Annotated in this window: 36 protein-coding genes and 2 pseudogenes; 8 read left to right on the top strand and 30 right to left on the bottom strand. The window is 41.1% G+C overall.

Features of this window, described 5'->3' with window-relative positions; genetic code table 11:
• Positions 1-14 precede the first annotated feature (14 nt).
• The 28 genes and pseudogenes from J576_RS12635 to J576_RS12500 all read right to left on the bottom strand — a co-directional run bounded on the left by J576_RS12635 (position 15) and on the right by J576_RS12500 (position 14,159).
• Complete coding sequence (locus J576_RS12635; RefSeq protein WP_002049752.1) at positions 15-1,022, bottom strand: DNA-directed RNA polymerase subunit alpha; 1,008 nt, start codon at positions 1,020-1,022, stop codon at positions 15-17.
• A gap of 17 nt (positions 1,023-1,039) precedes the next feature.
• Complete coding sequence (rpsD, locus tag J576_RS12630; protein WP_002049716.1) at positions 1,040-1,666, bottom strand: 30S ribosomal protein S4; 627 nt, start codon at positions 1,664-1,666, stop codon at positions 1,040-1,042.
• Between the two features lie 12 nt (positions 1,667-1,678).
• The gene (gene rpsK / locus J576_RS12625) at positions 1,679-2,065 is read right to left on the bottom strand and encodes a 30S ribosomal protein S11 (protein WP_001040166.1); all 387 of its coding nucleotides are present in this window, start codon (positions 2,063-2,065) and stop codon (positions 1,679-1,681) included.
• Between the two features lie 19 nt (positions 2,066-2,084).
• Positions 2,085-2,441, bottom strand: coding sequence for a 30S ribosomal protein S13 (gene rpsM / locus J576_RS12620; RefSeq protein ID WP_000090816.1), 357 nt, complete (start codon positions 2,439-2,441; stop codon positions 2,085-2,087).
• 107 nt (positions 2,442-2,548) lie between these two features.
• Positions 2,549-2,665, bottom strand: coding sequence for a 50S ribosomal protein L36 (gene rpmJ / locus J576_RS12615; protein ID WP_000867907.1), 117 nt, complete (start codon positions 2,663-2,665; stop codon positions 2,549-2,551).
• 20 nt (positions 2,666-2,685) lie between these two features.
• Positions 2,686-4,005, bottom strand: a complete 1,320-nt coding sequence (gene secY / locus J576_RS12610) for a preprotein translocase subunit SecY (protein WP_170318186.1) — start codon at positions 4,003-4,005, stop codon at positions 2,686-2,688.
• A gap of 45 nt (positions 4,006-4,050) precedes the next feature.
• Positions 4,051-4,491: a 50S ribosomal protein L15 gene (gene rplO / locus J576_RS12605; protein WP_002049750.1), complete on the bottom strand. Its 441-nt coding sequence runs from the start codon at positions 4,489-4,491 to the stop codon at positions 4,051-4,053.
• A 3-nt stretch (positions 4,492-4,494) separates the two neighbouring features.
• Complete coding sequence (gene rpmD, locus J576_RS12600) at positions 4,495-4,671, bottom strand: 50S ribosomal protein L30 (protein WP_000849088.1); 177 nt, start codon at positions 4,669-4,671, stop codon at positions 4,495-4,497.
• Positions 4,672-4,677: 6 nt separating this feature from the next.
• On the bottom strand, positions 4,678-5,175 hold the full coding sequence (gene rpsE / locus J576_RS12595; protein WP_001141025.1) for a 30S ribosomal protein S5: 498 nt from the start codon (positions 5,173-5,175) through the stop codon (positions 4,678-4,680).
• Between the two features lie 2 nt (positions 5,176-5,177).
• Positions 5,178-5,528 (bottom strand): 50S ribosomal protein L18, encoded by a 351-nt coding sequence (gene rplR, locus J576_RS12590; RefSeq protein ID WP_002049741.1) that lies wholly within the window; start codon positions 5,526-5,528, stop codon positions 5,178-5,180.
• 14 nt (positions 5,529-5,542) lie between these two features.
• On the bottom strand, positions 5,543-6,076 hold the full coding sequence (gene rplF, locus J576_RS12585) for a 50S ribosomal protein L6 (RefSeq protein ID WP_002049709.1): 534 nt from the start codon (positions 6,074-6,076) through the stop codon (positions 5,543-5,545).
• 13 nt (positions 6,077-6,089) lie between these two features.
• Entirely contained in the window at positions 6,090-6,485 is a 396-nt protein-coding gene (gene rpsH / locus J576_RS12580; protein WP_002049732.1) for a 30S ribosomal protein S8, read from the bottom strand.
• An 11-nt stretch (positions 6,486-6,496) separates the two neighbouring features.
• Positions 6,497-6,802: a 30S ribosomal protein S14 gene (gene rpsN, locus J576_RS12575; RefSeq protein ID WP_002049689.1), complete on the bottom strand. Its 306-nt coding sequence runs from the start codon at positions 6,800-6,802 to the stop codon at positions 6,497-6,499.
• Between the two features lie 9 nt (positions 6,803-6,811).
• Positions 6,812-7,348: a 50S ribosomal protein L5 gene (gene rplE, locus J576_RS12570; protein WP_002049698.1), complete on the bottom strand. Its 537-nt coding sequence runs from the start codon at positions 7,346-7,348 to the stop codon at positions 6,812-6,814.
• Between the two features lie 15 nt (positions 7,349-7,363).
• The gene (gene rplX, locus J576_RS12565; protein WP_002049703.1) at positions 7,364-7,681 is read right to left on the bottom strand and encodes a 50S ribosomal protein L24; all 318 of its coding nucleotides are present in this window, start codon (positions 7,679-7,681) and stop codon (positions 7,364-7,366) included.
• Positions 7,682-7,690: 9 nt separating this feature from the next.
• Positions 7,691-8,059, bottom strand: a complete 369-nt coding sequence (rplN, locus tag J576_RS12560) for a 50S ribosomal protein L14 (RefSeq protein ID WP_001982634.1) — start codon at positions 8,057-8,059, stop codon at positions 7,691-7,693.
• A 92-nt stretch (positions 8,060-8,151) separates the two neighbouring features.
• Positions 8,152-8,409 (bottom strand): 30S ribosomal protein S17, encoded by a 258-nt coding sequence (gene rpsQ / locus J576_RS12555; protein ID WP_001291845.1) that lies wholly within the window; start codon positions 8,407-8,409, stop codon positions 8,152-8,154.
• The gene (gene rpmC, locus J576_RS12550) at positions 8,406-8,603 is read right to left on the bottom strand and encodes a 50S ribosomal protein L29 (RefSeq protein ID WP_000849928.1); all 198 of its coding nucleotides are present in this window, start codon (positions 8,601-8,603) and stop codon (positions 8,406-8,408) included. The genes rpsQ and rpmC overlap by 4 nt, the downstream gene beginning before the upstream one ends.
• Complete coding sequence (gene rplP / locus J576_RS12545) at positions 8,603-9,016, bottom strand: 50S ribosomal protein L16 (protein WP_002049688.1); 414 nt, start codon at positions 9,014-9,016, stop codon at positions 8,603-8,605. The genes rpmC and rplP overlap by 1 nt, the downstream gene beginning before the upstream one ends.
• A pseudogene (rpsC, locus tag J576_RS12540) lies at positions 8,956-9,772 on the bottom strand (30S ribosomal protein S3). The gene rplP and the pseudogene rpsC overlap by 61 nt, the downstream one beginning before the upstream one ends.
• Position 9,773: 1 nt before the next feature.
• Positions 9,774-10,103: a 50S ribosomal protein L22 gene (gene rplV, locus J576_RS12535; protein WP_001982638.1), complete on the bottom strand. Its 330-nt coding sequence runs from the start codon at positions 10,101-10,103 to the stop codon at positions 9,774-9,776.
• A gap of 11 nt (positions 10,104-10,114) precedes the next feature.
• Positions 10,115-10,390, bottom strand: coding sequence for a 30S ribosomal protein S19 (rpsS, locus tag J576_RS12530; RefSeq protein WP_001138119.1), 276 nt, complete (start codon positions 10,388-10,390; stop codon positions 10,115-10,117).
• 13 nt (positions 10,391-10,403) lie between these two features.
• Positions 10,404-11,228 (bottom strand): 50S ribosomal protein L2, encoded by an 825-nt coding sequence (gene rplB / locus J576_RS12525; protein WP_002049686.1) that lies wholly within the window; start codon positions 11,226-11,228, stop codon positions 10,404-10,406.
• An 11-nt stretch (positions 11,229-11,239) separates the two neighbouring features.
• Positions 11,240-11,560, bottom strand: a complete 321-nt coding sequence (gene rplW, locus J576_RS12520) for a 50S ribosomal protein L23 (protein ID WP_002049693.1) — start codon at positions 11,558-11,560, stop codon at positions 11,240-11,242.
• A complete protein-coding gene (gene rplD, locus J576_RS12515) occupies positions 11,557-12,159 on the bottom strand; it encodes a 50S ribosomal protein L4 (RefSeq protein WP_002049755.1) in 603 nt (200 codons plus the stop codon). Before rplD ends, rplW begins: the two co-directional genes overlap by 4 nt.
• Before the next feature lie 11 nt (positions 12,160-12,170).
• The gene (rplC, locus tag J576_RS12510; RefSeq protein WP_002049740.1) at positions 12,171-12,809 is read right to left on the bottom strand and encodes a 50S ribosomal protein L3; all 639 of its coding nucleotides are present in this window, start codon (positions 12,807-12,809) and stop codon (positions 12,171-12,173) included.
• A gap of 57 nt (positions 12,810-12,866) precedes the next feature.
• Positions 12,867-13,178: a 30S ribosomal protein S10 gene (gene rpsJ / locus J576_RS12505; RefSeq protein ID WP_000070912.1), complete on the bottom strand. Its 312-nt coding sequence runs from the start codon at positions 13,176-13,178 to the stop codon at positions 12,867-12,869.
• Between the two features lie 252 nt (positions 13,179-13,430).
• Complete coding sequence (locus J576_RS12500) at positions 13,431-14,159, bottom strand: type 1 glutamine amidotransferase (RefSeq protein ID WP_002049697.1); 729 nt, start codon at positions 14,157-14,159, stop codon at positions 13,431-13,433.
• Between the two features lie 168 nt (positions 14,160-14,327).
• Between J576_RS12500 and J576_RS12495 the strand changes: the two genes are divergently transcribed.
• From J576_RS12495 to J576_RS12470, 7 genes and pseudogenes are all read left to right on the top strand, one after another.
• On the top strand, positions 14,328-15,518 hold the full coding sequence (locus J576_RS12495) for a PLP-dependent transferase (RefSeq protein ID WP_002049687.1): 1,191 nt from the start codon (positions 14,328-14,330) through the stop codon (positions 15,516-15,518).
• 43 nt (positions 15,519-15,561) lie between these two features.
• Positions 15,562-17,097: a helicase HerA-like domain-containing protein gene (locus J576_RS12490; RefSeq protein WP_002049743.1), complete on the top strand. Its 1,536-nt coding sequence runs from the start codon at positions 15,562-15,564 to the stop codon at positions 17,095-17,097.
• Positions 17,087-17,238 (top strand): annotated as a pseudogene (locus J576_RS20645) (hypothetical protein). Before J576_RS12490 ends, J576_RS20645 begins: the two are co-directional and overlap by 11 nt.
• Positions 17,239-17,240: 2 nt before the next feature.
• Complete coding sequence (locus J576_RS12485) at positions 17,241-18,005, top strand: globin domain-containing protein (protein WP_033855615.1); 765 nt, start codon at positions 17,241-17,243, stop codon at positions 18,003-18,005.
• 86 nt (positions 18,006-18,091) lie between these two features.
• Positions 18,092-18,529 (top strand): RrF2 family transcriptional regulator, encoded by a 438-nt coding sequence (locus tag J576_RS12480; protein WP_001176606.1) that lies wholly within the window; start codon positions 18,092-18,094, stop codon positions 18,527-18,529.
• Between the two features lie 108 nt (positions 18,530-18,637).
• Positions 18,638-19,414, top strand: a complete 777-nt coding sequence (gene yihA / locus J576_RS12475) for a ribosome biogenesis GTP-binding protein YihA/YsxC (RefSeq protein WP_001254456.1) — start codon at positions 18,638-18,640, stop codon at positions 19,412-19,414.
• 123 nt (positions 19,415-19,537) lie between these two features.
• Complete coding sequence (locus tag J576_RS12470; protein WP_079378128.1) at positions 19,538-20,488, top strand: metal-dependent hydrolase; 951 nt, start codon at positions 19,538-19,540, stop codon at positions 20,486-20,488.
• A 44-nt stretch (positions 20,489-20,532) separates the two neighbouring features.
• On the opposite strand, the gene J576_RS12465 is transcribed toward J576_RS12470, so the two are convergent.
• Together J576_RS12465 and J576_RS12460 are read right to left on the bottom strand one after the other, a co-directional pair.
• Positions 20,533-21,798 (bottom strand): dicarboxylate/amino acid:cation symporter, encoded by a 1,266-nt coding sequence (locus J576_RS12465; protein ID WP_031951088.1) that lies wholly within the window; start codon positions 21,796-21,798, stop codon positions 20,533-20,535.
• 108 nt (positions 21,799-21,906) lie between these two features.
• Positions 21,907-22,779, bottom strand: a complete 873-nt coding sequence (locus tag J576_RS12460; protein ID WP_002049736.1) for an acyl-CoA thioesterase — start codon at positions 22,777-22,779, stop codon at positions 21,907-21,909.
• 275 nt (positions 22,780-23,054) lie between these two features.
• On the opposite strand from J576_RS12460, the gene plsB reads away from it, so the two are divergent.
• Positions 23,055-25,628 (top strand): glycerol-3-phosphate 1-O-acyltransferase PlsB, encoded by a 2,574-nt coding sequence (gene plsB, locus J576_RS12455; protein WP_002049695.1) that lies wholly within the window; start codon positions 23,055-23,057, stop codon positions 25,626-25,628.
• Positions 25,629-25,644: the final 16 nt, after the last annotated feature.

The following is a 25,644-nucleotide window of genomic DNA, read 5'->3' as shown; positions in this document are numbered from 1 at the left end:
ATAGTCCTACTTAATTAACGGCTACGATAGGCAAAACGGTCGTCCATACGAAGACTAGCTGGTGGCCAGTTTTCAAGACGCATACCGAGTTGTAAGCCTTTCGAAGCCAAAACATCTTTGATCTCTGTTAACGATTTTTTACCAAGGTTAGGAGTTTTTAACAACTCAACTTCAGTACGTTGAACGAGATCACCAATGTAGTAAATATTTTCTGCTTTCAAACAGTTAGCAGAACGAACAGTAAGCTCTAGATCATCTACTGGGCGAAGCAAGATTGGGTCAACTTCTTCACGAGGCTCTTGAGCAACTGGAGTTTGGTCTTTCTGAAGATCAACAAAAATTGCAATTTGTTGTTGCAAGATTGTTGCCGCTTTACGGATTGCTTCTTCAGGATCAACCGTTCCATTTGTTTCAAGGTCGATTACCAGCTTATCTAAATCGGTACGTTGTTCAACACGCGCATTTTCAACGGTGTAAGAAACACGTTTAATTGGGCTATAAGAAGCATCTAATTGCAAACGACCTACAGGACGTGTTTCACCTTCAGGGAAACGAGAATCAGAAGTTTCATAACCACGACCTTGAGCAACTTTCAAGCGCATTTTTAATGAACCTGAAGCACTCAAAGTACCGATTAAATGATCTGGGTTAACCACTTCAACATTATGAGGTAAACGAAGGTCGGCAGCAGTAATATCGCCAGGACCTTGTTTTTCTAATGTTAAATAAGCTTCATTTTGATCGAACAGCTTAATAGACAATCCTTTTAGGTTCAGCAAGAGCTCGACGATGTCCTGCTGCAAGCCTTCTAAAGTACTGTACTCGTGCTCGACACCTTCTATCTCTACTTCAACCACAGCAGCGCCAGGTAAAGAAGACAATAGAATGCGACGTAAAGCATTACCTAGAGTATGGCCAAAACCACGCTCTAAAGGTTCTAGAATCACTTTTGCCGAGGTCCCGCTTACCGCTTCGACCTTGATCGCTTGCGGAGTGAGAAACTCGTTTGCAGTACGCGTCATTATTGCTACCTCAAGGATTATTTAGAATACAATTCTACAATCAAGCTTTCGTTGATTTCAGCAGGTAAATCAGAACGATCTGGTGCAGCTTTAAACGTACCTTCAAGTTTAGAATGATCAACATCAATCCAAGCTGGAATACCACGTTGAGCAGCTAATTCAATCGCGTTTTTGATACGCAATTGTTGTTTAGCACCTTCGTGAACCGCAATTACATCACCCGCTTTAACTTGAATAGATGCGATGTTTACACGACGACCATTCAAAGTAATGCTACGGTGACTTACTAACTGACGAGCTTCTGCACGTGTAGAACCAAAACCCATGCGATAAACAACGTTATCAAGACGGCTTTCAAGCAATTTCAACAAGTTCTCACCAGTTGCGCCTTTTACACGAGCTGCTTCTTTATAGTAGTTACTAAATTGACGCTCTAACACACCGTAAATACGACGGACTTTTTGTTTTTCACGTAATTGTAGTGAATACTCAGATTGCTTACCACCGCGAGCCTGACCGTGTTGACCAGGTGCTTTGTTAGCTTTTTTTGTTTTGACGTCAAATGGTTTAACGCCAGATTTAAGTTGCAGGTCTGTCCCTTCGCGGCGAGAGAGTTTGCATTTTGGACCAATATAACGAGCCATGAATGTTTCTCCTTACACGCGACGTTTTTTAGGTGGACGGCAACCGTTGTGAGGAATTGGAGTCACATCGGTAATGCTGTTAATCTTATAACCCACTGCGCCTAATGCACGAACCGCAGACTCACGACCTGGACCAGGACCTTTTACAAGGACGTCAAGGTTTTTCAAACCGTAATCTAAAGCTGCTTTACCAGCAACTTCAGCAGCTACCTGAGCAGCAAACGGAGTTGATTTACGTGAACCACGGAAGCCTTGTCCACCTGAGGTGGCCCAAGCCAATGCATTACCTTGACGATCGGTAATCGTAACAATGGTGTTATTAAAAGACGCGTGAATGTGTGCAACACCTTCAGAGACGGTACGAGTGACCTTCTTGCGTGTGCGAGTATCTTTAGCCATCTTTTAGCTTCCAGAAATCTTACTTTTTAATCGGTTTGCGCGGACCTTTACGGGTACGTGCGTTAGTTTTGGTGCGTTGACCACGGACAGGCAAGCTGCGACGATGACGAAGGCCACGATAGCAACCCAAATCCATTAAACGTTTAATGTTCATGGAAATTTCGCGACGTAAGTCACCTTCGGTAGGAACCTTAGCAACTTCTGCACGAATCGCATCAAGCTGAGCATCGTCCAACTCACGAATCTTAGTAGTCTCAGTAATACCAACTGTAGCTAAGATATTCTTAGCAGTGTGGCGACCGATACCAAAGATGTAAGTGAGGGAGATAACAGCATGCTTGTTATCCGGAATGTTTACACCGGCAATACGAGCCATTCACTTTTCTCCAAAAAGGCAGTAGAGATAATCAACCGCCCCACAAAAATCTTGAGGGGCGGATATTAACCCAATTCGCCTACTGAAATCAACAGGTCTTGATTAGATTAACCTTGACGCTGCTTATGACGAGGTTCTGCGCTACAAATCACGCGAATAACCCCATTACGACGGATAACTTTACAGCTACCACAAATTTTCTTTACAGAAGCTTGTACTTTCATGATGAAACCTCTAAGTGCGCTTATCCCTTAGGATGAGCAGTCGTTTTTCTCATTAATGTTTGATTGTCATATTGATGAGATGTTAAATGCGCTTGTAGCTGAGCCATAAAGTCCATAACAACAACAACTACGATCAGTAATGAGGTACCACCCAAATAGAATGGAATACCAAAAGAACTTTGTAGAATCATTGGCATCAAACAAATGACTGTAATATAAATCGCACCAATAAACGTCAAACGATTAAGAATATGATCTAAGTAACGAGCAGTTTGCTCACCTGGGCGAATACCAGGCACATAAGCTCCGCTGCGTTTTAGATTTTCTGATACTTCCTTAGGGCTAAATACTAAAGCCGTATAAAAGTAACAGAAAAAGATAATTAACGCACCAAAGAGCACCAAATACAAAGGCTGTCCAGGCGACAATACCAAAGCTAAATCTTGTAAGCTACGTTTAATTAAACCAGCATTCGGATCTGCACTACCCACCCATTGTCCAAGACTTGCTGGGAACAATAGTAAAGAACTTGCAAAAATCGCAGGAATCACCCCAGCCATATTAATTTTTAATGGTAGATGTGTTTGCTGAGCTGTAAATATACGACGACCTTGCTGCTTCTGCGCATAGTTTACTGGAATACGACGTTGTGCTTTTTCAATAAACACAATCGCAGCCAATACACCAAGAGACAAAAGACCAAAGATAACAAGACCAATTAAACTTGTTTGACCATTATCTACAGATGACACTGATTGCATAATTAGCTTAGGCAAACCAGCTACAATACCTGCAAAAATAATCATTGAGATACCATTACCGATACCTCTTTCAGTGATTTGTTCACCTAACCACATTAAGAACATAGTTCCAGCGATAAGTGATGTAACTGCAGGTATATAGAATGCAAGTCCTGTAGACAGAGTAATACCCTGACCAATAAGGCCTGCACACATACCTACTGCCTGAACCACTGCAAGTAGTAATGTACCTTGACGCGTATATTGATTAATTTTTCGCTTACCTTGCTCCCCTTCCTTTTTCAAGGCTTCAAGAGAAGGAATCACTGTTGACATTAACTGCACAATAATAGATGCAGAAATATAAGGCATGATCCCTAAAGCAAGAATCGACATTCGCTCTAAAGCACCGCCAGAAAACATATTGAATAGCCCAAGAATAGTTCCTTGGTTTGCATGAAATAAATTTTCTAACGCAGCATTATTAATGCCTGGTACTGGAATATGCGCTCCTAGTCGAAAGACCAGCAATGCACCGATTAGAAAACTCATCCGGCGAATAATTTCACGGTATTTCACATGAAATGGCTGACCTTTCATCATGTTGACATGACCTGAAGAACTAGGAGACATAGACACTCGAGATTACTCCTCGACTTTACCGCCAGCTGCTTCAATTGCAGCTTTAGCGCCTTTAGTCAATGCAACACCTTGAACAGTGAATGCACGAGTGATTTCACCAGAAAGCACGATACGAGCACGAATTTGATCGCGACGAACAACATTCGCAGCTTTTAAAGTTTCAAGGCTAACAATGTCGCCTTCCACTTTAGTTAACTCAGACAAACGTACTTCAGCAGTTTTTAAAGCGATTTGGCTAGTGAAACCGAATTTAGGTAAACGACGATAAATCGCTGTTTGACCGCCTTCGAAACCTGGACGAACGCCACCACTTTTACGTGATTTTTGACCTTTGACACCACGTCCACCAGTCTTACCAACGCCAGAACCGATACCACGGCCTAAACGACGGTGTTCACGTTTTGCACCTTCTGCAGGTGCAAGCTCATTTAAACGCAGAGTCATGGCTTATTCCTCTACACTAACCATATAGTAGACTTTGTTGATCATACCACGGTTAGAAGGCGTATCTTGCACTTCTACAGTATGACCAATACGACGCAGACCTAAACCTTGTAAGCAAAGCTTGTGATTTTTCAAGCGATGTGAAGAAGATTTAGTCTGGGTAACTTTAATCGTTTTCATGATTGATTACCCTTGAATTTCTTCTACTGATTTACCACGTTTCGCAGCGACTTTCTCAGGAGAAGTCATATCACGCAAACCTTTAAAAGTTGCGTTTACTACGTTAGCAGCATTTGTAGAACCATAACATTTAGCAAGTACGTTATGTACACCTGCAGCTTCAAGAACGGCACGCATTGCACCACCAGCGATTACGCCAGTACCTTCTGAAGCAGGTTGCATGTATACACGGCTTGCACCATGACGAGCATTCACAGGGTGTTGTAAAGTAGTACCAGCAAGGTCTACAGTGATCATGTTGCGACGAGCAGCTTCAAGTGCTTTAGAAATAGCAGCAGGAACTTCACGTGCTTTACCACGACCAAAACCAACACGACCATTACCATCACCCACAACAGTTAATGCTGTGAAAGAGAAGATACGACCGCCCTTAACAACTTTGGCTACACGATCAACGGCAACCAGCTTTTCAACAAGACCTTCGTTTTGTTCAACTTTAGCCATGATTAGAACTCCAAGCCGTTTTCACGAGCAGCATCAGCCAAGGCTTTGATACGACCATGATATTTAAAACCAGAACGGTCAAATGCAACTTTAGTTACACCAGCTGCTTTCGCGCGTTCTGCGATTAAAGCACCTACTTTAGTAGCTGCATCTACATTACCTGTAGTACCGCTACGTAAAGATGCATCCAAAGTTGAAGCTTGCGCTAAAACTTTGCCACCATCTGCTGAAATAACTTGAGCATAGATGTGACGCGGAGTGCGGTTTACACACAAACGAGTCGCACCCAATGCACGAATGTGCAAGCGTGTGCTTTTCGCACGACGCAAACGGGATTGTTTCTTTTCGTTCATAAGAACCTCGCGCCTTATTTCTTCTTAGCTTCTTTACGAAGAATGACTTCATCCGAATAACGAACACCTTTACCTTTATATGGTTCAGGAGCACGGTACGCACGGATTTCTGCCGCTACTTGACCTAACAACTGCTTGTTTGCTGATTTCAAAATGATTTCAGTTGCAGTTGGAGTTTCCGCTGTTACACCTTCTGGTAAAGCGTAGTCAATTGGGTGTGAATAACCAAGGTTAAGGTTTACAACAGTACCTTTAACCGCAGCTTTATAACCAACACCAACTAGCTGTAACTTACGTTCGAAGCCTTCGCTAACACCTTTTACAAGGTTGTTCAATACAGCGCGAGCAGTACCAGCTTGCATCCAAGCATCTTTCGATTCTTTAACTGGAGCAAGTTGAAGTTTACCTTCTTCCTGTTTTAGCTCGACCAGCGCATGCAGGTTGAAAGACAATGTACCTTTGCTGCCTTTCACTTCGACCTGCCGGCCGTTCTGAGTAACTGCTACACCATTAGGTACAGTTACTGGGGCTTTAGCCACACGAGACATGAGGAATCACCTATTAAGAAACAAAAGCAATAACTTCACCACCAACGCCTGCAGCACGTGCAGCGCGATCAGTCATGATGCCTTTGCTTGTAGAAACAATTGCAATACCTAAACCTTGCTTAACGCTTGGAAGTTTATCTTTACCACGGTATTGGCGAAGACCTGGACGGCTTACGCGCTTAACCATTTCGATAACTGGTTTGCCTTCGAAATATTTTAAAGTAATTGTCAAAGTAGATTTTGTCTCTTCTTGAGCAACTTCTACATTTGAAATATAACCTTCTTGTTGAAGTACGTTTGCAATTGCAACTTTCAACTTAGAAGAAGGCATAGAAACAGTTTGTTTCTTAGCCATTTGTGCGTTACGAACACGTGTTAGCATGTCGGCAACGGTATCTTGCATACTCATTTAGTCGCTCCTTACCAGCTTGCCTTAACAACGCCTGGTACATCACCCTGCATTACTGTGTCACGTAATTTGTTACGGCTTAAACCGAACTTACGGAAGTAACCATGAGGACGACCAGTTAAACCACAACGGTTACGAAGACGTACCGGAGATGCATTACGTGGCAATGCTTGTAACTTTAACATCGCTTCGAAACGCTCTTCTTCACTTGCGTTTACGTTTGCAATTGTAGCTTTTAATTCAGCACGTTTTGCAGCGTATTTAGCAACTGTTTTTTCGCGTTTCAATTCGCGATTAATCATACCTTTCTTAGCCATATCGACCTCTTATTTGAACGGGAAGCCGAATGCACGCATAAGCGCACGGCCTTCGTCATCGGTGCGAGCAGTCGTAGTAATGGTAATATCCATACCACGAATACGATCAATCTTATCGAAATCGATTTCAGGGAAAACGATTTGCTCTTTCAAACCCATTGAGTAGTTACCACGACCATCAAATGATTTCGAAGAGAAACCACGGAAGTCACGGATACGAGGGATTGCGATAGAGATCAAACGGTCCAAGAATTCGTACATTTGGTCGCCACGTAAAGTAACTTTACAACCAATTGGCCAACCATCACGGATTTTGAAACCTGCGATAGATTTACGAGCAAGTGTAATTACTGGTTTTTGACCAGCAATTAATTGCATGTCGACTACAGCGCCATCTAATAATTTCTTATCAGTTGCAGCTGCGCCTACACCCATGTTTAGGGTAATTTTTGTGATGCGTGGAATTTCCATCACGTTCTTAATGCCAAGTTCTTCTTTTAACTTTGCTTTAAGTTCATCGTTGTAACGTGCTTTAAGTCTGGCCATTGCCTTTTCAACCTATTACTTCGCTACCGCCACTGATTCACCATTTGATTTATAAACGCGAGTTTTCACGCCATCAATCACTTGGTAACCAACACGGTCAGCCTTCTGGGTTGTAGCATTTAAAATTGCCACGTTTGAAATATGAAGCGAAGCTTCTTGAGTAACTACACCGCCTTCAGCGCCAGTTACACGGTTAGGCTTTTGATGCTTCTTCACTAAGTTAAGGCCTTCAACCTTAACGCGGTCTTCAGAAACAGACAACACAGTACCCTGTTTGCCTTTTTCTTTACCTGCGATCACGATAACTTGATCGCCTTTTTTAATCTTAGCCATGATTGCCTCTTATAGAACTTCAGGAGCCAATGAAATGATTTTCATGAACTGTTCAGTACGAAGTTCACGAGTCACTGGTCCGAAGATACGAGTAGCAATCGGAGCTTTGTTGTTGTTCAAAATAACTGCAGCATTATCATCAAAACGGATCACAGAACCATCTGGACGACGAATGCCGAATTTAGTACGAACTACAACCGCATTCATCACGTCACCTTTTTTAACACGTGCGCGTGGGATTGCTTCTTTTACAGTAACTTTAATAATGTCGCCAACAGAAGCATAACGACGATGTGAACCACCAAGTACTTTAATACATTGTACGCGGCGAGCACCACTGTTGTCTGCTACGTCGAGCATAGTTTCGGTTTGAATCATTGCCCTACTCCAAAACCGAGCATCACCGGTCACAATTTCGAAAGGCTCAAAGAGTACTCGAAATTGACCGATGATGCAACAAGAACGTCGAATTACTCAGCAGCTGCTTCAACTACTTCCACTAAAGTCCAAGCTTTAGTTTTAGAAATTGGGCGGCTTTCTTTAATGGTTACAACATCACCAATTTTAGCAACGTTGTTCTCATCATGAGCGTGTAACTTAGTTGAACGGCGAATTGACTTGCCATACAACGGGTGTTGAACGCGGCGTTCAATAAGAACAACAATAGATTTATCCATTTTGTCACTTACGACTTTGCCGGTTAACGTGCGGACTGTTTTTTCACTCATTGTCCGTTCCCCTGTTTTTCGGTAAGGAGTGTCTTAATACGAGCAATTGTCTTACGAGCAACTTGCACTTCGTGCGATTTACCCAACTGACCAGTTGCTTTCGCCATACGAAGACGGAATTGGTTAAGCTGCTGCTCATCAAGCAAAGCTTTCAACTCTTCTACCGATTTTTCACGTAGATCTTTAGTTTTCATTACATTACCGTCCGAGTCACGATAGTGGTTTTAAACGGAAGTTTAGCAGCAGCTAAAGCAAATGCTTCACGCGCTAATTCTTCGTTCACACCTTCAATTTCGTACAGGATCTTACCTGGTTGGATCTGGCAAACCCAGTATTCCACGCTACCCTTACCTTTACCCATACGCACTTCAAGAGGCTTTTGAGTAATTGGTTTATCCGGGAATACGCGAATAAAGATTTTACCACCACGCTTAATACGGCGGCTAATAGTACGACGTGCAGCTTCAATCTGACGCGCAGTCATACGACCACGTTCAGTTGCTTTAATTGCAATCGAACCAAATGATACTGTACTACCACGATGCGCTAGACCAGTGTTACGGCCTTTGTGCACTTTACGGAATTTGGTACGTTTAGGTTGCAACATGGATTATTCTCCCTTGTCAGCAGCACGGTCACCGCGACGACCACGACGCTCTTGACCTTCACCACGACCACGACCACGTTTAGCTGGACGATCTTCAGCAGGAGCAGGGTTCATGACTTGTTTCATGCCACCTAAGATCTCGCCACGGAAAATCCAAACTTTAACACCAATCGTACCGTAAGTTGTTTCTGCACGCATAGTTGCATAGTCAATGTCTGCACGTAATGTATGCAAAGGTACACGACCTTCACGATACCATTCTGTACGAGCAATCTCTGCACCACCTAAACGGCCAGACACTTCAACTTTGATACCTTTAGCACCAGCACGCATAGTGTTTTGAACCGCACGCTTCATAGCACGACGGAACATAACACGCTTTTCTAATTGAGAAGCAATTGCTTCAGCAACTAAACGCGCATCTAAGTCTGGGCGATCAATTTCGTTGATACTTACTTGCGCTGGAACACCCATAATGCTGGTAAGTTCGCGCTGTAATTTCTCAATATCTTCGCCTTTTTTACCGATTACGATACCAGGACGAGCTGTGCTAATAGTTACTTTAGCAGCGCCTGATGGACGTTCGATAAGAATATTGCTTACCATCGCATTCTTAAGTTTTTTAGTTAAAAACTCACGAACTTGAAGATCTTTAAGCAAGTATTCAGCGTATTGTTTCGGATTCGCATACCAGTTAGCGTTATGACGTTTCACAACACCTAGGCGGATACCGATTGGATGAACCTTCTGACCCATATCAAACCCCTACCTTAACGGTGATGTGACAAGTACGCTTAGTAATACGATCTGCACGGCCTTTAGCACGTGGCATAATACGTTTAAGGCTCATGCCTTCATCAACGTAAATCGTAGAAACTTTAAGATCGTCAACATCTAAACTGTTATTGTGTTCAGCGTTTGCAATCGCAGATTCCAATGCTTTTTTTACTAAAACAGCAGCTTTTTTATTGCTGAAGTTTAAGATGTTTAAAGCATGCGCAACAGATTTGCCGCGAATAAGATCTGCAACCAAACGTGCTTTTTGTGCCGAGATAGCGGCACCGCGTAATTTAGCAGTTACTTCCATCATGACACCTATTAACGTTTAGATTTCTTGTCAACACCGTGACCACGATAGGTACGAGTTGGCGCGAATTCACCGAGTTTATGACCAACCATATGCTCAGTAACAATTACTGGAACGTGATTACGACCATTATGAACAGAGATTGTTAAACCAACAAAATCTGGAAGGATCATCGAACGACGAGACCAAGTTTTGATCGGCTTGCGAGAGTTACTAGCAACAGCCGCTTCAACCTTAGCGAACAAGTGCGCATCGACGAATGGGCCTTTTTTCAGAGAACGAGGCATTAGTCAGATTCCTTTACTTGACGCGACGGTCGCGAATAATCATCTTAGTCGTACGCTTATTGGTACGTGTCTTGTACCCTTTAGCTTTTTGACCCCATGGGCTTACAGGTTGAATACCTTTGTTACGCCCTTCACCACCACCGTGTGGGTGGTCAATCGGGTTCATCGCCATACCACGTACGGTAGGACGAACACCACGCCAGCGTGAAGCACCAGCTTTACCCAATGAACGAAGGTTGTTTTCTTGGTTAGAAACTTCACCAATTACAGCGCGGCATTCAACATGCACTTTACGCATTTCGCCTGAACGAAGACGAATAATCGCGTAAGAACCATCACGACCCAACAACTGAACAGAAGCACCAGCAGAACGCGCTAATTGTGCACCCTTACCAATTTTAAGTTCAACGTTATGAAGTGTAGAACCGATCGGCATATTACGAAGTGGCAAGCAGTTACCTGGACGAATTGGAGCATCGTTACCAGATTGTACTTTATCGCCAGCACGTAAACCTTTAGGTGCAATGATATAACGACGCTCACCGTCAGCATATTTCAATAAAGCAATATGGGCTGTACGGTTTGGATCGTATTCAATACGCTCTACAACAGCTGGGATGCTGTCTTTGTTACGTTTGAAGTCAACGATACGGTAGTGTTGTTTATGACCACCACCAACGTGACGAGTAGTAATGTGACCGTTGTTATTACGACCACCAGTACGTTTTTTAGCTTCAACCAACGGTGCGTAAGGAGCGCCTTTGTGAAGATGGTCATGAACCACTTTCTCTACAAAGCGACGTCCTGGAGACGTTGGCTTACATTTTTGAATCGGCATAATTTTCGTCCTTATTCCGCTGCGCTTTCAGCGGTATCGCCCAAGTCAGCCATTTCAACATCTTGGCCGGCTTTCAGGGTGACGTATGCTTTTTTAACATCAGAACGACGTCCTAATGTACGACCAAAGCGCTTAGTCTTACCTTTAGTAATAGTTGTGTTAACTTTAACAACTTCTACACCAAAAAGTTTTTCAACTGCTTTTTTGATTTCAAGTTTAGTAGCATTGATGTCCACTTTAAATACTTGAACACCAACAGTATCACCTAAAACTTGTGCCTTTTCTGAGAAGACTGGTCCTTTAAGGACTTGATAGATACGTTCGTTGTTCATCCGAGTTCTACCTCAATTTTCTTAGCAGCAGCTACAGACATCACAACTTTATCAAACGCGATCAAGCTTACAGGATCGATTGCAGTTGCATCCACCACATCTACATGTGGAAGGTTACGTGCTGCAAGATATAAGTTCTCATCTACAGCGTCAGTAACGATTAATGCACGAGCAGCATTTAAGTCGTTAAGTTTTGCAAGCAATTCTTTAGTTTTTGGAGCTGCAACAGCAAACTCTTCAACTAATACAAGGCGATCTTGGCGAACAAGTTCAGCTAAGATACATTGCATTGCACCGCGGTACATCTTACGGTTTACTTTTTGAGACCAATCTTGTGGACGAGCAGCAAAAGTTTTACCACCACCAACCCAGATAGGGCTACGAATAGAACCCGCACGAGCACGACCAGTACCTTTTTGACGGAATGGTTTTTTACCACCGCCAGAAACGTCTGCACGCGATTTTTGAGCACGAGTACCTTGACGACCACCTGCTAAATAAGCAGTAACAACTTGGTGTACAAGAGCCTCGTTAAATTCACGTCCGAAAGCAACTTCAGACAATTCAACAGCAGAGCCGGAAACAGTTTTCAAATTCACGGTATTTCCCCTCAGGCCTTGATGGTAGGACGTACAATTACGTCACCGCCAGTTGCACCAGGAATTGCACCTTTAACAACTAAAACAGAACGTTCAGCGTCAATAGATACGATTTCAAGACCTTGTACTGTTACGCGTTCATCACCTAAGTGACCAGCCATTTTTTTGCCTTTGAACACGCGTCCAGGAGTTTGGTTTTGACCTGTAGAACCTAATACACGGTGAGAAACTGAGTTACCGTGAGTAGCGTCTTGGGTACGGAAGTTCCAACGTTTAACACCACCTTGGAAACCTTTACCTTTTGATTGACCAGTTACGTCAACAATTTGACCAACTGTGAACAAATCAACGCCAATAGTACCGCCAACTTCACGACCTTCAAGCTCAGCTTCAGTAACACGGAATTCTTTAACCAAGCGACCAGCAGCAACACCAGCTTTCGCGAAGTGACCTTTCTGAGCGTTAGTTACGCGAGATTCGCGACGTTCACCAGTAGTTACTTGAACAGCTTGATAACCATCAGTTTCAAGTGTTTTGATTTGCGTAATGCGGTTTGGATCGACTTCGATGACTGTAACAGGTACAGAAACACCAGCATCTGTAAAGATGCGAGTCATACCACATTTGCGACCGACTAAACCAATAGCCATGTGCATAAACCTCTAAAAAAGCGGCCTAATTAACTAATCGTTAATTAACCGAAAGCCTTAACCCAAAGCGATCTGAACATCAACACCAGCTGCAAGATCTAACTTCATCAATGCATCAACAGTTTTATCTGTAGGTTGAACGATGTCGATCAAACGTTTGTAGGTGCGGATTTCGTACTGGTCACGCGCATCTTTGTTAACGTGCGGTGAAGTAAGAACGTTGAAGCGTTCGATGCGAGTAGGCATCGGAATTGGACCACAAACTTGTGCGCCGGTACGCTTAGCGGTTTCTACGATCTCTTGAGCAGATTGATCAATCAGACGATGATCAAAAGACTTAAGACGGATACGAATTCTCTGGTTAGACATACCAGTAAACTCCAAGCCAAATATATAAAGAATCACCTTTGACGCATCTCACCTATTGGTAAGTGTCAAAGGCAGTGATAATCACCAAGGTCGTGATCGATGCCACGACTGTAATGCACATTTACTACTTTCTTCGCAGTAAATGCCCTCTTCTTGAGGGTCGCTCATTATAACGATTGTTTAAGTCTTATGCAATTCTCTTTTTCTATTTTTTGCTCAAATTCCACTTTAGCTACGTATTAATAATTCATTCTATACATTTATTACAAACTCAATTGCTTTATTTAAGAGTTGATTACCTTGTTCAAATTTCTGTGCTTCTGAAGATTGCAGTTCATGTGCAGATTGAACATATTCTCCGTCAAAAATAGATAGCTCTTCTTCATTTTCCAGTAAAAGCTGTAAAGCTGCTGGTGTCATTTCCGGATGAAATTGAAAACCTAATACATTTTTCCCAATCTGATACATTTGATTACGGCAAGCAATGCTCTCAGCCAAACGTATAGCTCCTTTAGGTATTTCAAATGTTTCACTATGCCACTGCATCACATTGATTTCTTCAGGTAACGGAAAACTTTCTTGTGGTAAGTTTGCAACTCTTTGAACTGTCGACCATCCTAGTTCTTGATAACGATTACGGCTTACTGCTGCACCCAATGCATTCGCAATTAGCTGCCCACCCAAGCAAAGACCTATTGCTGGTTTCCCTGCTGCCAAATATCGACGCAACCATCTTTTTTCTATTTTAAGCCATGGATAGTTTGCCTCGTCATTTACACTCATGGTTCCACCCATAATTAGTAGTAAGTCAACTTCTTCAATCCGAGGTAAAGCTTCTATTTCAAGTGACCGATCTACGGGAAGTGCAAAGAATTCTGTAGAGCTAATAGTGGCGTGATGCGCTTTTAAAAACGAATAGCAACTTCCAAAACCTTCGCCAGCAATATGTTGAAAATAGTGAACACGTAAATGCGACTTCATGCGCTTAAACCTATTGTTGTTAGAATGTTGGTTTGATCTTTGCAAAAATAAAGCCAAGTTTTTAGTGAATGTTACAGTAGTAACGAAACATCTTAGAATTAACCAAAAATCTGGCGAATAAATCAGTTTTCTCTTAATCTAATCTTATTATTTAAAGCATAGCGCCCCATGAAAAAGCATAACAATTTCCAAACCCGACTCATTCATGCACCACGAAAAGCACCACAATTTATTGAAACTGTGCAACCTCCCTTATTTCGTGCATCGACTATTATTTTTAAATCAACTACGCACCTTTTTGACCGTCACTGGACCGACCCTTATGATTACAGTTATGGAACGCACGGTACGCCAACCACATTTACCTTAGGCGACAATATTGCTCAAATTGAAGGTGGCTTGTACTGTTTACTTGCACCCAGCGGTTTATCTGCAATTAACTTAGTTAACTCTGCTTTTTTAGCAACAGGCGATGAAGTTTGGGTCCCGGACAATATATATGGCCCAAATCTAGAGCATCTAAACCACTTAAAAGATCAATATGGTATTAGTGTCAAAATTTATAATTCAATTGATGTATCAAGTTTTAAGCCGACTGAAAAAACCAAGCTCTTATGGTTAGAAGCAGCAGGTTCAGTGACTCTTGAATTTCCCGATCTTAAAGAACTCGTTAAAAAAGCTAAGTCACATGGAGTTGTAACTGCTTTAGATAATACTTGGGGAGCTGGACTTGCATTTAATGCTTTTGATTTCTCTGATGAGCACTTGTCGGTAGATCTAACCGTACATGCGCTAACAAAATATCCAAGTGGTGGTGGTGATATTTTAATGGGAAGTGTTGTAGCACGTGATGAAAAACTGTATCACCGCCTGTTCCGTACACATGCCATTCTAGGTATTGCTATCTCAGGAGATGATGCAGCACAAGTTCAGCGCAGCCTCGCACATATGTCACTACGGTATAAACAGCAATCAGATAATGCAAAAACCTTATTGGAATGGTTAAAGCAACAGCCTCAATTTGCACAAGTTCTACATCCAAGCGATAAAGCCTCTCCAGGTCATCAATATTGGCAAGAGATTTACACTACAGGTAAGAGTGCAGGATTAGTCAGTGTCATATTTAAACCTGACTATGATATTTCAGCAGTACGCCGTTTTTGTGACGCTCTTAAGTTATTTAAACTTGGCTTTAGCTGGGGCGGACCAGTTAGCCTCGTTATGCTTTATGATTTAAAAATGATGAGGAAACTTGAGAATACACATTTACAACAAGGTTTATTGGTTCGTTTGTGTATAGGGCTAGAAGATCCTCAAGATTTAATTCAAGATATCGAAAATGCACTAAAACATTTGTAAAACGACAACATCAATAGTGGCTCGCTCCAAGGGATAAAAATATATGGGTACACCGATTGTTATTGCAAAAAACATTAATGACACATCAAAAGAAATTGTTTTGCTTTCTCAATTTGCCAACCGACATGGTCTGATTGCAGGTGCTACGGGTACAGGTAAAACTGTCACCCTAAAAGTTCTTGCAGAAAGTTTTTCTCGAATCGGTGTTCCCGTCTTTCTTGCTGACGCAAAGGGTGATGTGTCAAGTCTTGCAAAAGCTGGCGAGGCCTCGGATAAATTTAATGAACGCTTAAAACTTCTACAAATTGATAGTGTTCCTTTTGCTGCCAATCCCGTTATTTTTTGGGATCTATTTGGTCAACAAGGCCATCCTATTCGGACCACTATTTCTGAGATTGGACCAATTTTATTAGCACGCATACTTAACCTAAATGATACTCAAGAAGGTGTTTTATCTGCTGTATTCCGCATTGCAGATGATCAAGGATTACTGTTAGTCGACTTTAAAGATCTGAAAGCTATGATCACCTTTGTGAGTGAACATGCGGCAGAATTTAAAGCCGAGTACGGCAATCTATCTCCAGCTAGTTTAGGAGCAATTCAGCGTAATTTGCTCGCTCTTGCCGACCAAGGTGGAGACCAGTTCTTTGGAGAGCCAGCTTTAAATATTCTAGACTTTATACAAACTGATGCTAATGGTCGTGGCTATATCAATATTCTTGCTGCAGACAAGCTCATGAATACACCTAAGCTATACGCCACTTTCTTGTTATGGATGCTTTCTGAATTATTTGAACAACTTCCTGAAGTTGGTGATATGGATAAACCAAAACTCGTGTTTTTCTTTGATGAAGCTCACTTGTTATTCGACAACGCCAGTCAAGCTTTACAACAAAAAATTGAACAAGTTGTACGTTTAATTCGCTCTATAGGCGTCGGTATTTACTTTATCACTCAAAACCCACTTGATTTACCAGAGAGTGTTTTGGGTCAGCTCGGTAACCGTGTGCAACATGCCCTACGCGCCTTTACCCCCAAAGATCAAAAAGCAGTAAAAACTGCTGCAGATACATTCCGTTCAAATCCTGATTTTAAAGTGGATGAGGCAATTACACAGCTAGCCGTGGGTGAGGCGCTTATTAGTTGTCTAGATGAGCAAGGTACTCCACAAATTGTTGAACGTGGCTGGGTTATGCCTCCTTACTCTTCTTTTAGCCCTATCACACCTGAAGAACGAAAAACTTTAATTGAGCAAAGTATTATTGCTGGCGTCTATGAACAAGTCGTAGACCGTGAGAGTGCATATGAAATGCTCCAAAATAAAGTCGCTGAGCGTGAACAACAAAAACAAGATGCGGAGCTTGCCAAAGAGCAAGAAGCTTTAGAGAAACAGCAAGCTAAAGAACAAGAACGTCTAGCACGTGAACAGCAGAAAGAAGAAGAACGTGCGGCAAGAGAACGAGCAAAATTGACTCAAGATATTGTTGGAACTTTTGCAAAAAGTGCCGCTCGAAGTTTAGGGGGTAGTACTGGACAAAAATTAGTACGAGGATTACTCGGTTCATTATTTGGAAAATAAAAAACAATCAAATCAATCAATTAAATTAAGGGATGTAATATCCCTTAATTTTTTTAAGGTTTTTGTAAAAAAGCTATTGCCACAATTTTCTTAAAGATGTATTTTAAATACATCTTATATAGCCAGATAATTAAGGTCTAGCCATGACTCCACAACAAATTGAACTCGTTAAATCTACTGTACCTGTATTGCGTGAACATGGTGTTACTCTGACTACATACTTTTATAAACGTATGTTGAATAACAACCCAGAATTAAAAAATGTTTTTAATCTTGATGATCAGACCAGCCTGCGCCAACCTCGTGCTCTTGCAGCAGCTGTACTCGCGTATGCTGAAAATATTGAGAATCCTACAGTGCTTGCTAAAGCGGTTGAACGCATTACCACTAAGCATGTCAGTTTAGATATTCAGCCAGATCAATATGCAATTGTGGGCGACAACTTGCTTCATTCAATTAGTGAAGTTTTAAATGTTCCATTTGAATCAGAACTCATTGAAGCGTGGAAACAAGCTTACTTACAGTTGGCAGATATCTTAATTGGTGTTGAAAAACAAAAATATGAACAACTTGAAAGCTTGAAAGGTGGATGGGCTGGCTGGCGTTCATTTGAAATTACGCAAATTGACCCACTTGAGTCTGGCAAACGTTTCACTTTAAAAGCAACTGACCATGAAGATGTACTCACCAGCCCAGCAAATGCTTTTATTTCTGTAAAAGTTCAAGTACCTAACCAACAGCTTGAACAACCAAAAGCATTTAAGTTAGCAGAGGCTCAAGAGGACAATACTTATCATTTTGATGTTCAACCAGAAGAAAACCATACAGAGTTCTCTGTTTCAAACATTTTGCTTGAGCACTATAGAGTTGGTGATCAAGTACAAGTTTCAGCTCCTTTAACGCTGTAACTTAAAAAAGCTCTGGCCTGAAAGTTTTATTCTTTAGACTTTCAGGCTAAGATGATCAACCTCTTAACCTTTAGTTTTTGGTGATCATGCAACTTAATAAATTTACCGATTATGCTTTGCGAATATTAATGTATGTCGCTCGTCCAAGTGATGCGCCGTACACGATTGCAGAAATCGCTCAAGATTTATATGTTTCGCAAAATCATCTTGTGAAGGTTGTCCATTTTATGGGTAAACAAGAGTGGATTATTACCATTCGCGGCAAAGGGGGTGGAATTCGATTAAATCCAAAAGCTTTAGATTTAAAACTTGGAACAATTGTCCGAATTTTACAAGGTGACCACCAAATTGTTGAATGCAATACACCACCTTGTGTTTTACGCTCCCATTGCGGTTTGAAAGGTATTCTTGATCAAGCTTTGGAAAGCTTTTATCAAAGTTTAGATCAATATACGTTAGGTGAAGTTTTACAACAGCCAAAATCTGCTTCAGATCACTCCCCTATCGCCTTTTTACAACTCTAGAGCCCGTAATTCTATTTATCTTTTTAAGCAAGCTTACTGAAAATTAGCAAGAATAACCAAGCTCCTTTATACTAGGCGCGAGCCCTCTCATTTAAAAAGTTATTTTTTATGCGTCGTAGTGAAAAATCGAAAGACACCAAAGCCAGACTCGCACCCAAGCAAAAGATCAGTTATGAAAAGAAACCGGATCCAGCGATTACAGCCTATGCTGTGCAATCTCTAAACTGGTTACGCCAAGCTGAATTTTTAATGAGTGCTCCGAAATTGGCACTATGTGTTGAAGATAGTGGCTACGAGATTGCGTTTGCCGGACGTTCAAATGCAGGAAAATCTAGCGCAATTAATGCATTAACAAACCAGAAACAGCTTGCACGTGCCTCCAAAAAACCTGGGCGCACGCAAATGATTAACTTTTTCAGCCTAGGTAATCCAGATCAACGCTTAGTTGACCTTCCTGGTTATGGTTATGCAGCCGTACCAGAAGATATGAAGCGTGTTTGGCAAAAAGAATTAGAAAACTATCTAATCCATCGTAAAAGCTTACAAGGTTTGGTTTTACTCATGGATATTCGCCACCCTTTACAGCACTTTGACATGATGATGCTAGAGTGGGCTTATTCCCGCCATTTATTTGTTCATATTCTTTTAACCAAAGCAGACAAACTTAACCGTGGTCCAGCAAACAAAGTTTTGCTTGAAGTTAAACAACAATTGAAAAAAATGAAGCTTGATTTCTCAATTCAGCTTTTCTCTTCATTAAACAAACTAGGCTTAGAAGAACTCGCAAGTGTAATGGCTGGACGTCTACACTTTACGCTTGAGCAACAGCCTGAATTTGACGTCGATGCGATCCCGGAAGCAAGCGATGAGGATGCAGAAGAGTAAATCGTCAAAACAGATACAATTTCTTTATTAAATTTATATTCAATTGGCCCCTATTGCTAAACACAAATGTAGGGGCTTTTTTTATACTCGTTATAACTTCATCGAGTTAAAAATCAGGACTAAATGATGAAATTGCTATCTTTTTTGAAGAATAAAGCTTTAGGTTCTTCTATTGATTATAAAATTCTTCCACGCAAGGTAAAATTTGACTGGAAAGATACCCCTGTAGACTGGATTCCAAACCAACCGTTTGCAAGTTATTTTATTAATGAAATTAATAATATCTTGCCTGCTGGAGAGTTCTGGTTCTGTCGACTCTATAATAAGGTTTTACCTCGTATTACCGATGAAAAACTTAAACAGGATGTCCAAGCATTTATTCGCCAAGAAGCAATGCACGCAAATGCACACACTTCTGCCAATAAAGAATATTTAAGCGCACGTAATATTGATATCCAGAGAAATCTGGACATTATGAATTATCTATTTACCACTGCTTTGGCAGATAAACCTTTTGATAAAGAAGTTCCTCAGTTCTTGCAGGAACAATGGGATTTATTTCGTTTAGGTGTTATCGCAACTGTTGAGCATATGACCTGTGTACTCGGTAAATATGCGCTTTATAACAACCGTTGGGAAGAATTAGGCGCAGATCCAGAAATGGTAGATCTGGTTAAATGGCATGGTTCTGAAGAAATTGAACATCGCACCGTAGCCTTTGACTTATATCGTCATCTTGGTGGTGGTTACATCCCACGTTACTATTTAAGCCTTGCTGTTATTACCCTTGTCCTTGGATTATGGGTAGACGGCGCTGCGCATATTATGAAGCAAGATCCTCGGTTTGCCGATGCGGCCAAATCTAAATTTTTTCCAGTTTGGGTTGCTGTAGAGTGGTACAAGATTAGCCGTAAAGATAATCAGGTATTACCAAATCCATTTTGGCTTATTGCTCAGCAAATTGACTATCTCATGCCTTGGTACGATCCAGTTAAAGAAGGTAGCACTGAAGATGCGGTAAGTTATTTATCTCAATCTCCAGCAGCAAAAAGAGCCGAGCTACAAGCCGCTTAAAAATAAAAAAGCAGGATTTAAAATCCTGCTTTTTTATTTAGCGCTTAGAAACTGATATCTTTCTCTTTAGTATATCGATCTACAACTACACTAATCATCATATCGCCCTGCACATTTACCACCGTTCTTACTGTATCAAGTAAACGGTCGATTGGAAGTAAAATCGCAATTGCTTCAGCAGGCAAACCCACAGACTGTAATACCATAATCATGGTAACCATACCCGCACTTGGAATTCCTGGTGCACCAAGTGATGCAATCATCGCTGTTAAGCACACAACAATTTGCTGGGTCAGATTTAAGTCTAGTCCCACTAAATTTGCAACAAAGAGCGCAGCGGCAGCCTCATATAAAGCTGTACCATCCATGTTAAGTTGAGAACCTAATGGAATCACAAAACCTGCCGTTTGAGGACGAACACCTAAGTTTTCCTGTGTGCATTTCATGCTCAGCGGCATTGTTGCAGAGCTCGAACTTGTTGCAAACGCAGTAATTAAGGCTGTACGTGTACCTTTGAAAAAAGTCCAAGGACTCATACGACCAACAATCCAGAGCAGTAATGGCAAAACAACAGCACCATGGAAAATAGTGGTTCCAGTTACAACAACAGCAAACTCTGCCAAGCGGCTTAATACTGAAATATCTTCTGTAGCCATTAATTTAGCAAGTAATGCAAAAATTCCTAATGGCGCCAACTTCATGACCCATCCCACTAGCATCATCATCATTTCAAAAAACTGATGACTTAATAATCGGATACTCTTAAAGCGTTCACCACCTTGAACCAATGCAAAACCCACAAATAGTGCAAACACCACAACAGCTAAAACGTTTCCATCACTAAATGCTTTAAAGGGATTAATTAACGTATTTTGAATAAAGTTAGTAAAGAAAGTTGCTGGGTTTAAACTATCTGGTGCTTGATAGTTTTGCATTGATGCCTGAAAAATTGAAATATCTACACCTCGCCCCACCTCAAATAAATGAGCACAGCCAATACCCAAGATTAAGGCTAATGTGGTGGTGGTGATAAAACATAAAAACGTAATTTTCCAAACAGGACCTAGCTGCCCTCCTGCCTGTAAATTTGAAACTCCAACAACAATAGAGCTGAAAATTAACGGCACCAACAACATTTTAAGTAGCCCAATAAAGACACTACTTAATATGCCTAACCCGTATAAGCTATGCTTTACAAAAGCAGTATCAGGATACATGGTAAGCACGAAGCCAAAGGCTAAACCTAAAATGGCAGCAATCAGAATTTGTGTATTTAAGTTCATATCAGCATTATTTTTTTCAGTAGGCAATCCTTTTGCAAATATGACATGAGCTTGCTTTTCATTCGAGCAATTTTTTGTCACATCCTTTCAATTAAAATAAAAAAGCCATCTTATGAGATGGCTTTATAAATAAGTTTATTGCGTTTCAATTTCCCGCAAACGAATTAAACCCTCTTGTACCGTACTACATACAAGTTGGCCATTTTGCCACATACGACCAAAATTCAAACCACGAGAAGCTGCACTAACTGTTGCTTCCATGTCATAGAGCATCCATTCATCAGCGCGAAGTGGGCGATGGAAATAAATGGCATGATCAATACTGGCACACTGTAAACTTGGAGAAATATAGCTTAGACCATGTGGTCTTAAAGCCGTAGTCATCAAAGTAAAGTCTGAATAAAACGCCACAATTGCTTGGTGTAAAGCGATATCATCAAGTTGTTTTGGAATACGGTCATGGGTACGGATATAGTGCGCATTATATGGCGCTTCCGGTTGTGGTTGAAATGGATTGACTGGATCAATCGGTCGTATTTCAACATGACGTTCACGCATGAAACTTGCACGAACATTTTCCGGTACAAAATTAAGAATACCTTCTTTCAGTTCATTTTCCGACTTTAAGGTCTCAGGAGCTGGATATTCTGGTTCTGAGTGTTGGTAGTTCAAGCCTTCTTCAGGATTGGCGAAAGATACCATTGCAGAGAAAATAACTCGTCCATGTTGGACTGCCCGAACCTGACGACTGACAAAGCTTTTTCCATCACGCAAGCGATCTACTTCATAAATGATTGGAGCATTAATATCGCCACCATATAAAAAGTAAGCGTGCATAGAATGCGCAGGACGATCAGTTGTATAAGAAGCTGCACGTAAAGCCTGCCCTAAAACCTGACCTCCAAAAACACGTTTACCGACCAAATTACGGCTAATTCCACGGTAAATATTTTCTTCAAGCTTTTCTAAAGTGAGCAGCTCAACCAGTTCTTGGGTTAACGCATTCATGAGAGATACCTTCATATTGCAGGCAAAATTGGTATTAAAGGACAGATGTGTAGAATCTATTGTGCCATAAAAAACTATTTGTACATGGAACAATCAGTCAACTTCTGACGAACATTACCCTTAAAGTAGCTAAAAATACGATTTTTAACGATAAAAAATGCCAAAAGCATTATAATTTATAAGAAAGTAGCATATTGTTTTTTTTAATAAATGCCTCAAAATAATTACCCTCTGCATTTGGTGCTGGGATTTGTCTTTAAGAAGTAGGAGTTCTTATGTCCAAGAGTGGGTTTGGTCAAATGTATCGTCGGCTTTCAAGTAAGCTACTTGACCTCGTGGTAACACCACATGTTCTTGGGGAAGTTCCTACTGAACCAGTATCAGAAACATCGGAAACTGAAGCAAAGACTGAGCGCCAAAAGGTAGTGTGCTACGTCTTGCAAAATCATTCTCGCAGTAATGCGTTAGTGGTGGATGGGGAAACTCGCCGTTTAAATTTAAAGCCAGCGTTAGATCCATTAGTCATCGGTACTCATCAGGAAAAAGCTTCAGTTTTATTTTTACAGCACAATGATGAAAATAACCTATTAAATCCCCCTCCTCATGCTTTTCCACCTCGTTTAATTAAACTGATTGAAGTTTTACAAGCAAATCCTGAGCTCGATATAGAACTGGTTCCAGTAACCGTTTTATGGGGCCGCTCTCCAGATAAAGAAGACTCTTGGTTTAAGCTATTGTTCTCAGACACATGGGCAACACCAAGTACCGTTAAACAGCTTGTAAATATTGGTTTACATGGTCGTCAATCTTATTTAGAGTTCCATGAACCACAGTCTTTGCGTGACCTCGTTGAATATGCTCAACAGCATTATCCGAACCTTTCACCAGCGACTTATATTGTGAGCACTTTAAATGACTACCTTGACCGCCAACGTGAAGTTGTTTTAGGCCCTGACTTATCAGATCGCCGCAATGTCATGCAGTCGGTATTAAAGTCTCGTGATGTTCAAGAAGCTATTCGACGCGAAAGTATTCGTGGCAAAATCAGCATGCTTGAAGCAGAGCGCCGTGCGATTGGTTATGTCAACGAAATCGTATCTGACTATTCTCACTCAGCAGTACGTTTTGCAGATTTAGCATTAACACGCTTATGGACTCAGCTTTATGACGGGGTAGAAGTTCATAACTTCAGCACTGTTCGTGAGCTCGCAAAAGACTATGAAATTGTGTACACACCATGTCACCGTAGCCATATTGACTACTTATTACTGTCTTATGTGATCTATAAACGTGGTTTGATGGTTCCGTATATTGCTGCGGGCGACAACTTAAACTTACCTTTCGTTGGTCAGCTTTTACGTGGTGGCGGTGCCTTCTTTATTCGCCGCTCTTTCCGTGGTAATGGCCTTTATACTTCGGTATTTAAAGAATATTTATATAGTATTCTTTCTCGCAACACACCACTTGAATACTTTATTGAAGGTGGACGTTCACGTACAGGTCGTTTATTACCACCGAAAACTGGCATGCTTGCAATGACCGTTCATAGCCATTTACGTGGCCGTGCCAAGCCGATTGTATTTGTACCAACTTATATTGGTTATGAACGTCTTATGGAAGGTTCGACCTATGTAGGCGAAATGCAAGGTAAGCCAAAAGAAGCTGAGTCTATTTTTGGTATTTTAAAAACACTTCGAAAAATTGAACGCATTTTCGGTAAGGTACACGTTAACTTTGGTGAACCTGTTTTTCTAGATGACTTGCTTAAACAGCACAATGCAGAAAATGTCTACATTGAAAAGAATGACGACCCAGTACCACCCGCTGTTTCAGAAGCAGTGAATAGCTCTGCAAATGCAATTTTAGAGAATATTAACCGTGCGGTAGTGATTAACCCGGTTTCTTTACTTTCAATTATTTTACTTGCAACGCCAAAACATACGCTTGATGAAGAAATCTGTATTAAACAGCTTGAAGCTTATCGCAATTTGGCATCAAATTTCCCTTATGATGCACGTACAGAAGTAACGCCTTTATCTGGTAAGGAAATTATTGCTTACGGCTTAAAACTTAAACTCATTAAGCGTGTACAGCATGCTCTTGGTGACATTATTGCGATTGAAGATAACCAAGCCGTTCTCCTCACTTATTTCCGTAATAACATTTTGCATGCTTTCGTTTTACCTTCATTGGTTGCATCTCTTGTTGAGCATAACGGAAAAATTAGTCGTACTGATTTAAGTAATGTCATCTATACACTTTACCCGTTCTTAAAAGCTGAACTATTCCTTAAATGGAAAAGTAGTGAACTTAAAGAACAGATTGAACAATATGCAGATGCATTAGTTCAATCAAAACTTATTGAGCAAGATGATGAAGGTAACTTGATTAGCTCTGCACCAAATACTGAAGAGCACAATCAGCTTGTTGTATTGGCAACACCTGTTAAACAAAGTCTTGAGCGTTATTACATGACGTTAGCTTTAATCACACAGCGTGGTTCAGGCAATATTTCAACAAAACAAGTTGAAGAGCTAAGTCATTTGTTAGGCCAACGTTTATCTGTACTTTACGAATTTAATTCTCCAGAGTTCTTTGACAAAGCATTGTTCCAAAGCTTTATCAAAGTCTTAACTCAACAAAATTACATTCGAACAAATGACCAAGGCCAAATCGAGTTTGATGATAATTTCCGTCAAATGGCAGCAGGCGCACAGTTAGTACTTGATGAAGTAACGTTACAGATGTTGCAACACATCACCACCTTTACTGATGAAGAGTTAAAAGAAGCCCTTGAAGCAATGGCATCTCAACAAGCTAAACGCCGTTTAAAACGTAAGAAATCTTAAATTTTTAGTCAAAATA

Origin of the sequence: Acinetobacter sp. 766875, assembly GCF_000582055.1 — a bacterium.
In the GTDB taxonomy this organism is placed as follows: domain Bacteria; phylum Pseudomonadota; class Gammaproteobacteria; order Pseudomonadales; family Moraxellaceae; genus Acinetobacter; species Acinetobacter nosocomialis.
The sequence above is the reverse complement of the archived record's forward strand: the minus strand, read 5'-3'. Positions and strand labels throughout refer to the sequence as shown.

What these genes read in the sequence shown, in the direction of transcription:
- J576_RS12635 (WP_002049752.1), bottom strand. Translation starts at nt 1,022, where the DNA reads ATGACGCGTACTGCAAACGAGTTTCTCACTCCGCAAGCGATCAAGGTC.
- rpsD (WP_002049716.1), bottom strand. Translation starts at nt 1,666, where the DNA reads ATGGCTCGTTATATTGGTCCAAAATGCAAACTCTCTCGCCGCGAAGGG.
- rpsK (WP_001040166.1), bottom strand. Translation starts at nt 2,065, where the DNA reads ATGGCTAAAGATACTCGCACACGCAAGAAGGTCACTCGTACCGTCTCT.
- rpsM (WP_000090816.1), bottom strand. Translation starts at nt 2,441, where the DNA reads ATGGCTCGTATTGCCGGTGTAAACATTCCGGATAACAAGCATGCTGTT.
- rpmJ (WP_000867907.1), bottom strand. Translation starts at nt 2,665, where the DNA reads ATGAAAGTACAAGCTTCTGTAAAGAAAATTTGTGGTAGCTGTAAAGTT.
- secY (WP_170318186.1), bottom strand. Translation starts at nt 4,005, where the DNA reads ATGAAAGGTCAGCCATTTCATGTGAAATACCGTGAAATTATTCGCCGG.
- rplO (WP_002049750.1), bottom strand. Translation starts at nt 4,491, where the DNA reads ATGACTCTGCGTTTAAATGAGCTTGCACCTGCAGAAGGTGCAAAACGT.
- rpmD (WP_000849088.1), bottom strand. Translation starts at nt 4,671, where the DNA reads ATGAAAACGATTAAAGTTACCCAGACTAAATCTTCTTCACATCGCTTG.
- rpsE (WP_001141025.1), bottom strand. Translation starts at nt 5,175, where the DNA reads ATGGCTAAAGTTGAACAAAACGAAGGTCTTGTTGAAAAGCTGGTTGCC.
- rplR (WP_002049741.1), bottom strand. Translation starts at nt 5,528, where the DNA reads ATGAACGAAAAGAAACAATCCCGTTTGCGTCGTGCGAAAAGCACACGC.
- rplF (WP_002049709.1), bottom strand. Translation starts at nt 6,076, where the DNA reads ATGTCTCGTGTGGCTAAAGCCCCAGTAACTGTACCTAATGGTGTAGCA.
- rpsH (WP_002049732.1), bottom strand. Translation starts at nt 6,485, where the DNA reads ATGAGTATGCAAGATACCGTTGCCGACATGCTAACACGTGTTCGTAAC.
- rpsN (WP_002049689.1), bottom strand. Translation starts at nt 6,802, where the DNA reads ATGGCTAAGAAAGGTATGATTAATCGCGAATTGAAACGCGAAAAAACA.
- rplE (WP_002049698.1), bottom strand. Translation starts at nt 7,348, where the DNA reads ATGGCCAGACTTAAAGCACGTTACAACGATGAACTTAAAGCAAAGTTA.
- rplX (WP_002049703.1), bottom strand. Translation starts at nt 7,681, where the DNA reads ATGGCTAAGATTAAAAAAGGCGATCAAGTTATCGTGATCGCAGGTAAA.
- rplN (WP_001982634.1), bottom strand. Translation starts at nt 8,059, where the DNA reads ATGATTCAAACCGAAACTATGCTCGACGTAGCAGACAACAGTGGTGCT.
- rpsQ (WP_001291845.1), bottom strand. Translation starts at nt 8,409, where the DNA reads ATGAGTGAAAAAACAGTCCGCACGTTAACCGGCAAAGTCGTAAGTGAC.
- rpmC (WP_000849928.1), bottom strand. Translation starts at nt 8,603, where the DNA reads ATGAAAACTAAAGATCTACGTGAAAAATCGGTAGAAGAGTTGAAAGCT.
- rplP (WP_002049688.1), bottom strand. Translation starts at nt 9,016, where the DNA reads ATGTTGCAACCTAAACGTACCAAATTCCGTAAAGTGCACAAAGGCCGT.
- rplV (WP_001982638.1), bottom strand. Translation starts at nt 10,103, where the DNA reads ATGGAAGTAACTGCTAAATTACGCGGTGCCGCTATCTCGGCACAAAAA.
- rpsS (WP_001138119.1), bottom strand. Translation starts at nt 10,390, where the DNA reads ATGCCTCGTTCTCTGAAAAAAGGCCCATTCGTCGATGCGCACTTGTTC.
- rplB (WP_002049686.1), bottom strand. Translation starts at nt 11,228, where the DNA reads ATGCCGATTCAAAAATGTAAGCCAACGTCTCCAGGACGTCGCTTTGTA.
- rplW (WP_002049693.1), bottom strand. Translation starts at nt 11,560, where the DNA reads ATGAACAACGAACGTATCTATCAAGTCCTTAAAGGACCAGTCTTCTCA.
- rplC (WP_002049740.1), bottom strand. Translation starts at nt 12,809, where the DNA reads ATGGCTATTGGTTTAGTCGGTCGCAAATGTGGTATGACTCGCATCTTT.
- rpsJ (WP_000070912.1), bottom strand. Translation starts at nt 13,178, where the DNA reads ATGTCTAACCAGAGAATTCGTATCCGTCTTAAGTCTTTTGATCATCGT.
- J576_RS12500 (WP_002049697.1), bottom strand. Translation starts at nt 14,159, where the DNA reads ATGAAGTCGCATTTACGTGTTCACTATTTTCAACATATTGCTGGCGAA.
- J576_RS12495 (WP_002049687.1), top strand. Translation starts at nt 14,328, where the DNA reads ATGAAAAAGCATAACAATTTCCAAACCCGACTCATTCATGCACCACGA.
- J576_RS12490 (WP_002049743.1), top strand. Translation starts at nt 15,562, where the DNA reads ATGGGTACACCGATTGTTATTGCAAAAAACATTAATGACACATCAAAA.
- J576_RS12485 (WP_033855615.1), top strand. Translation starts at nt 17,241, where the DNA reads ATGACTCCACAACAAATTGAACTCGTTAAATCTACTGTACCTGTATTG.
- J576_RS12480 (WP_001176606.1), top strand. Translation starts at nt 18,092, where the DNA reads ATGCAACTTAATAAATTTACCGATTATGCTTTGCGAATATTAATGTAT.
- yihA (WP_001254456.1), top strand. Translation starts at nt 18,638, where the DNA reads ATGCGTCGTAGTGAAAAATCGAAAGACACCAAAGCCAGACTCGCACCC.
- J576_RS12470 (WP_079378128.1), top strand. Translation starts at nt 19,538, where the DNA reads ATGATGAAATTGCTATCTTTTTTGAAGAATAAAGCTTTAGGTTCTTCT.
- J576_RS12460 (WP_002049736.1), bottom strand. Translation starts at nt 22,779, where the DNA reads ATGAATGCGTTAACCCAAGAACTGGTTGAGCTGCTCACTTTAGAAAAG.
- plsB (WP_002049695.1), top strand. Translation starts at nt 23,055, where the DNA reads ATGTCCAAGAGTGGGTTTGGTCAAATGTATCGTCGGCTTTCAAGTAAG.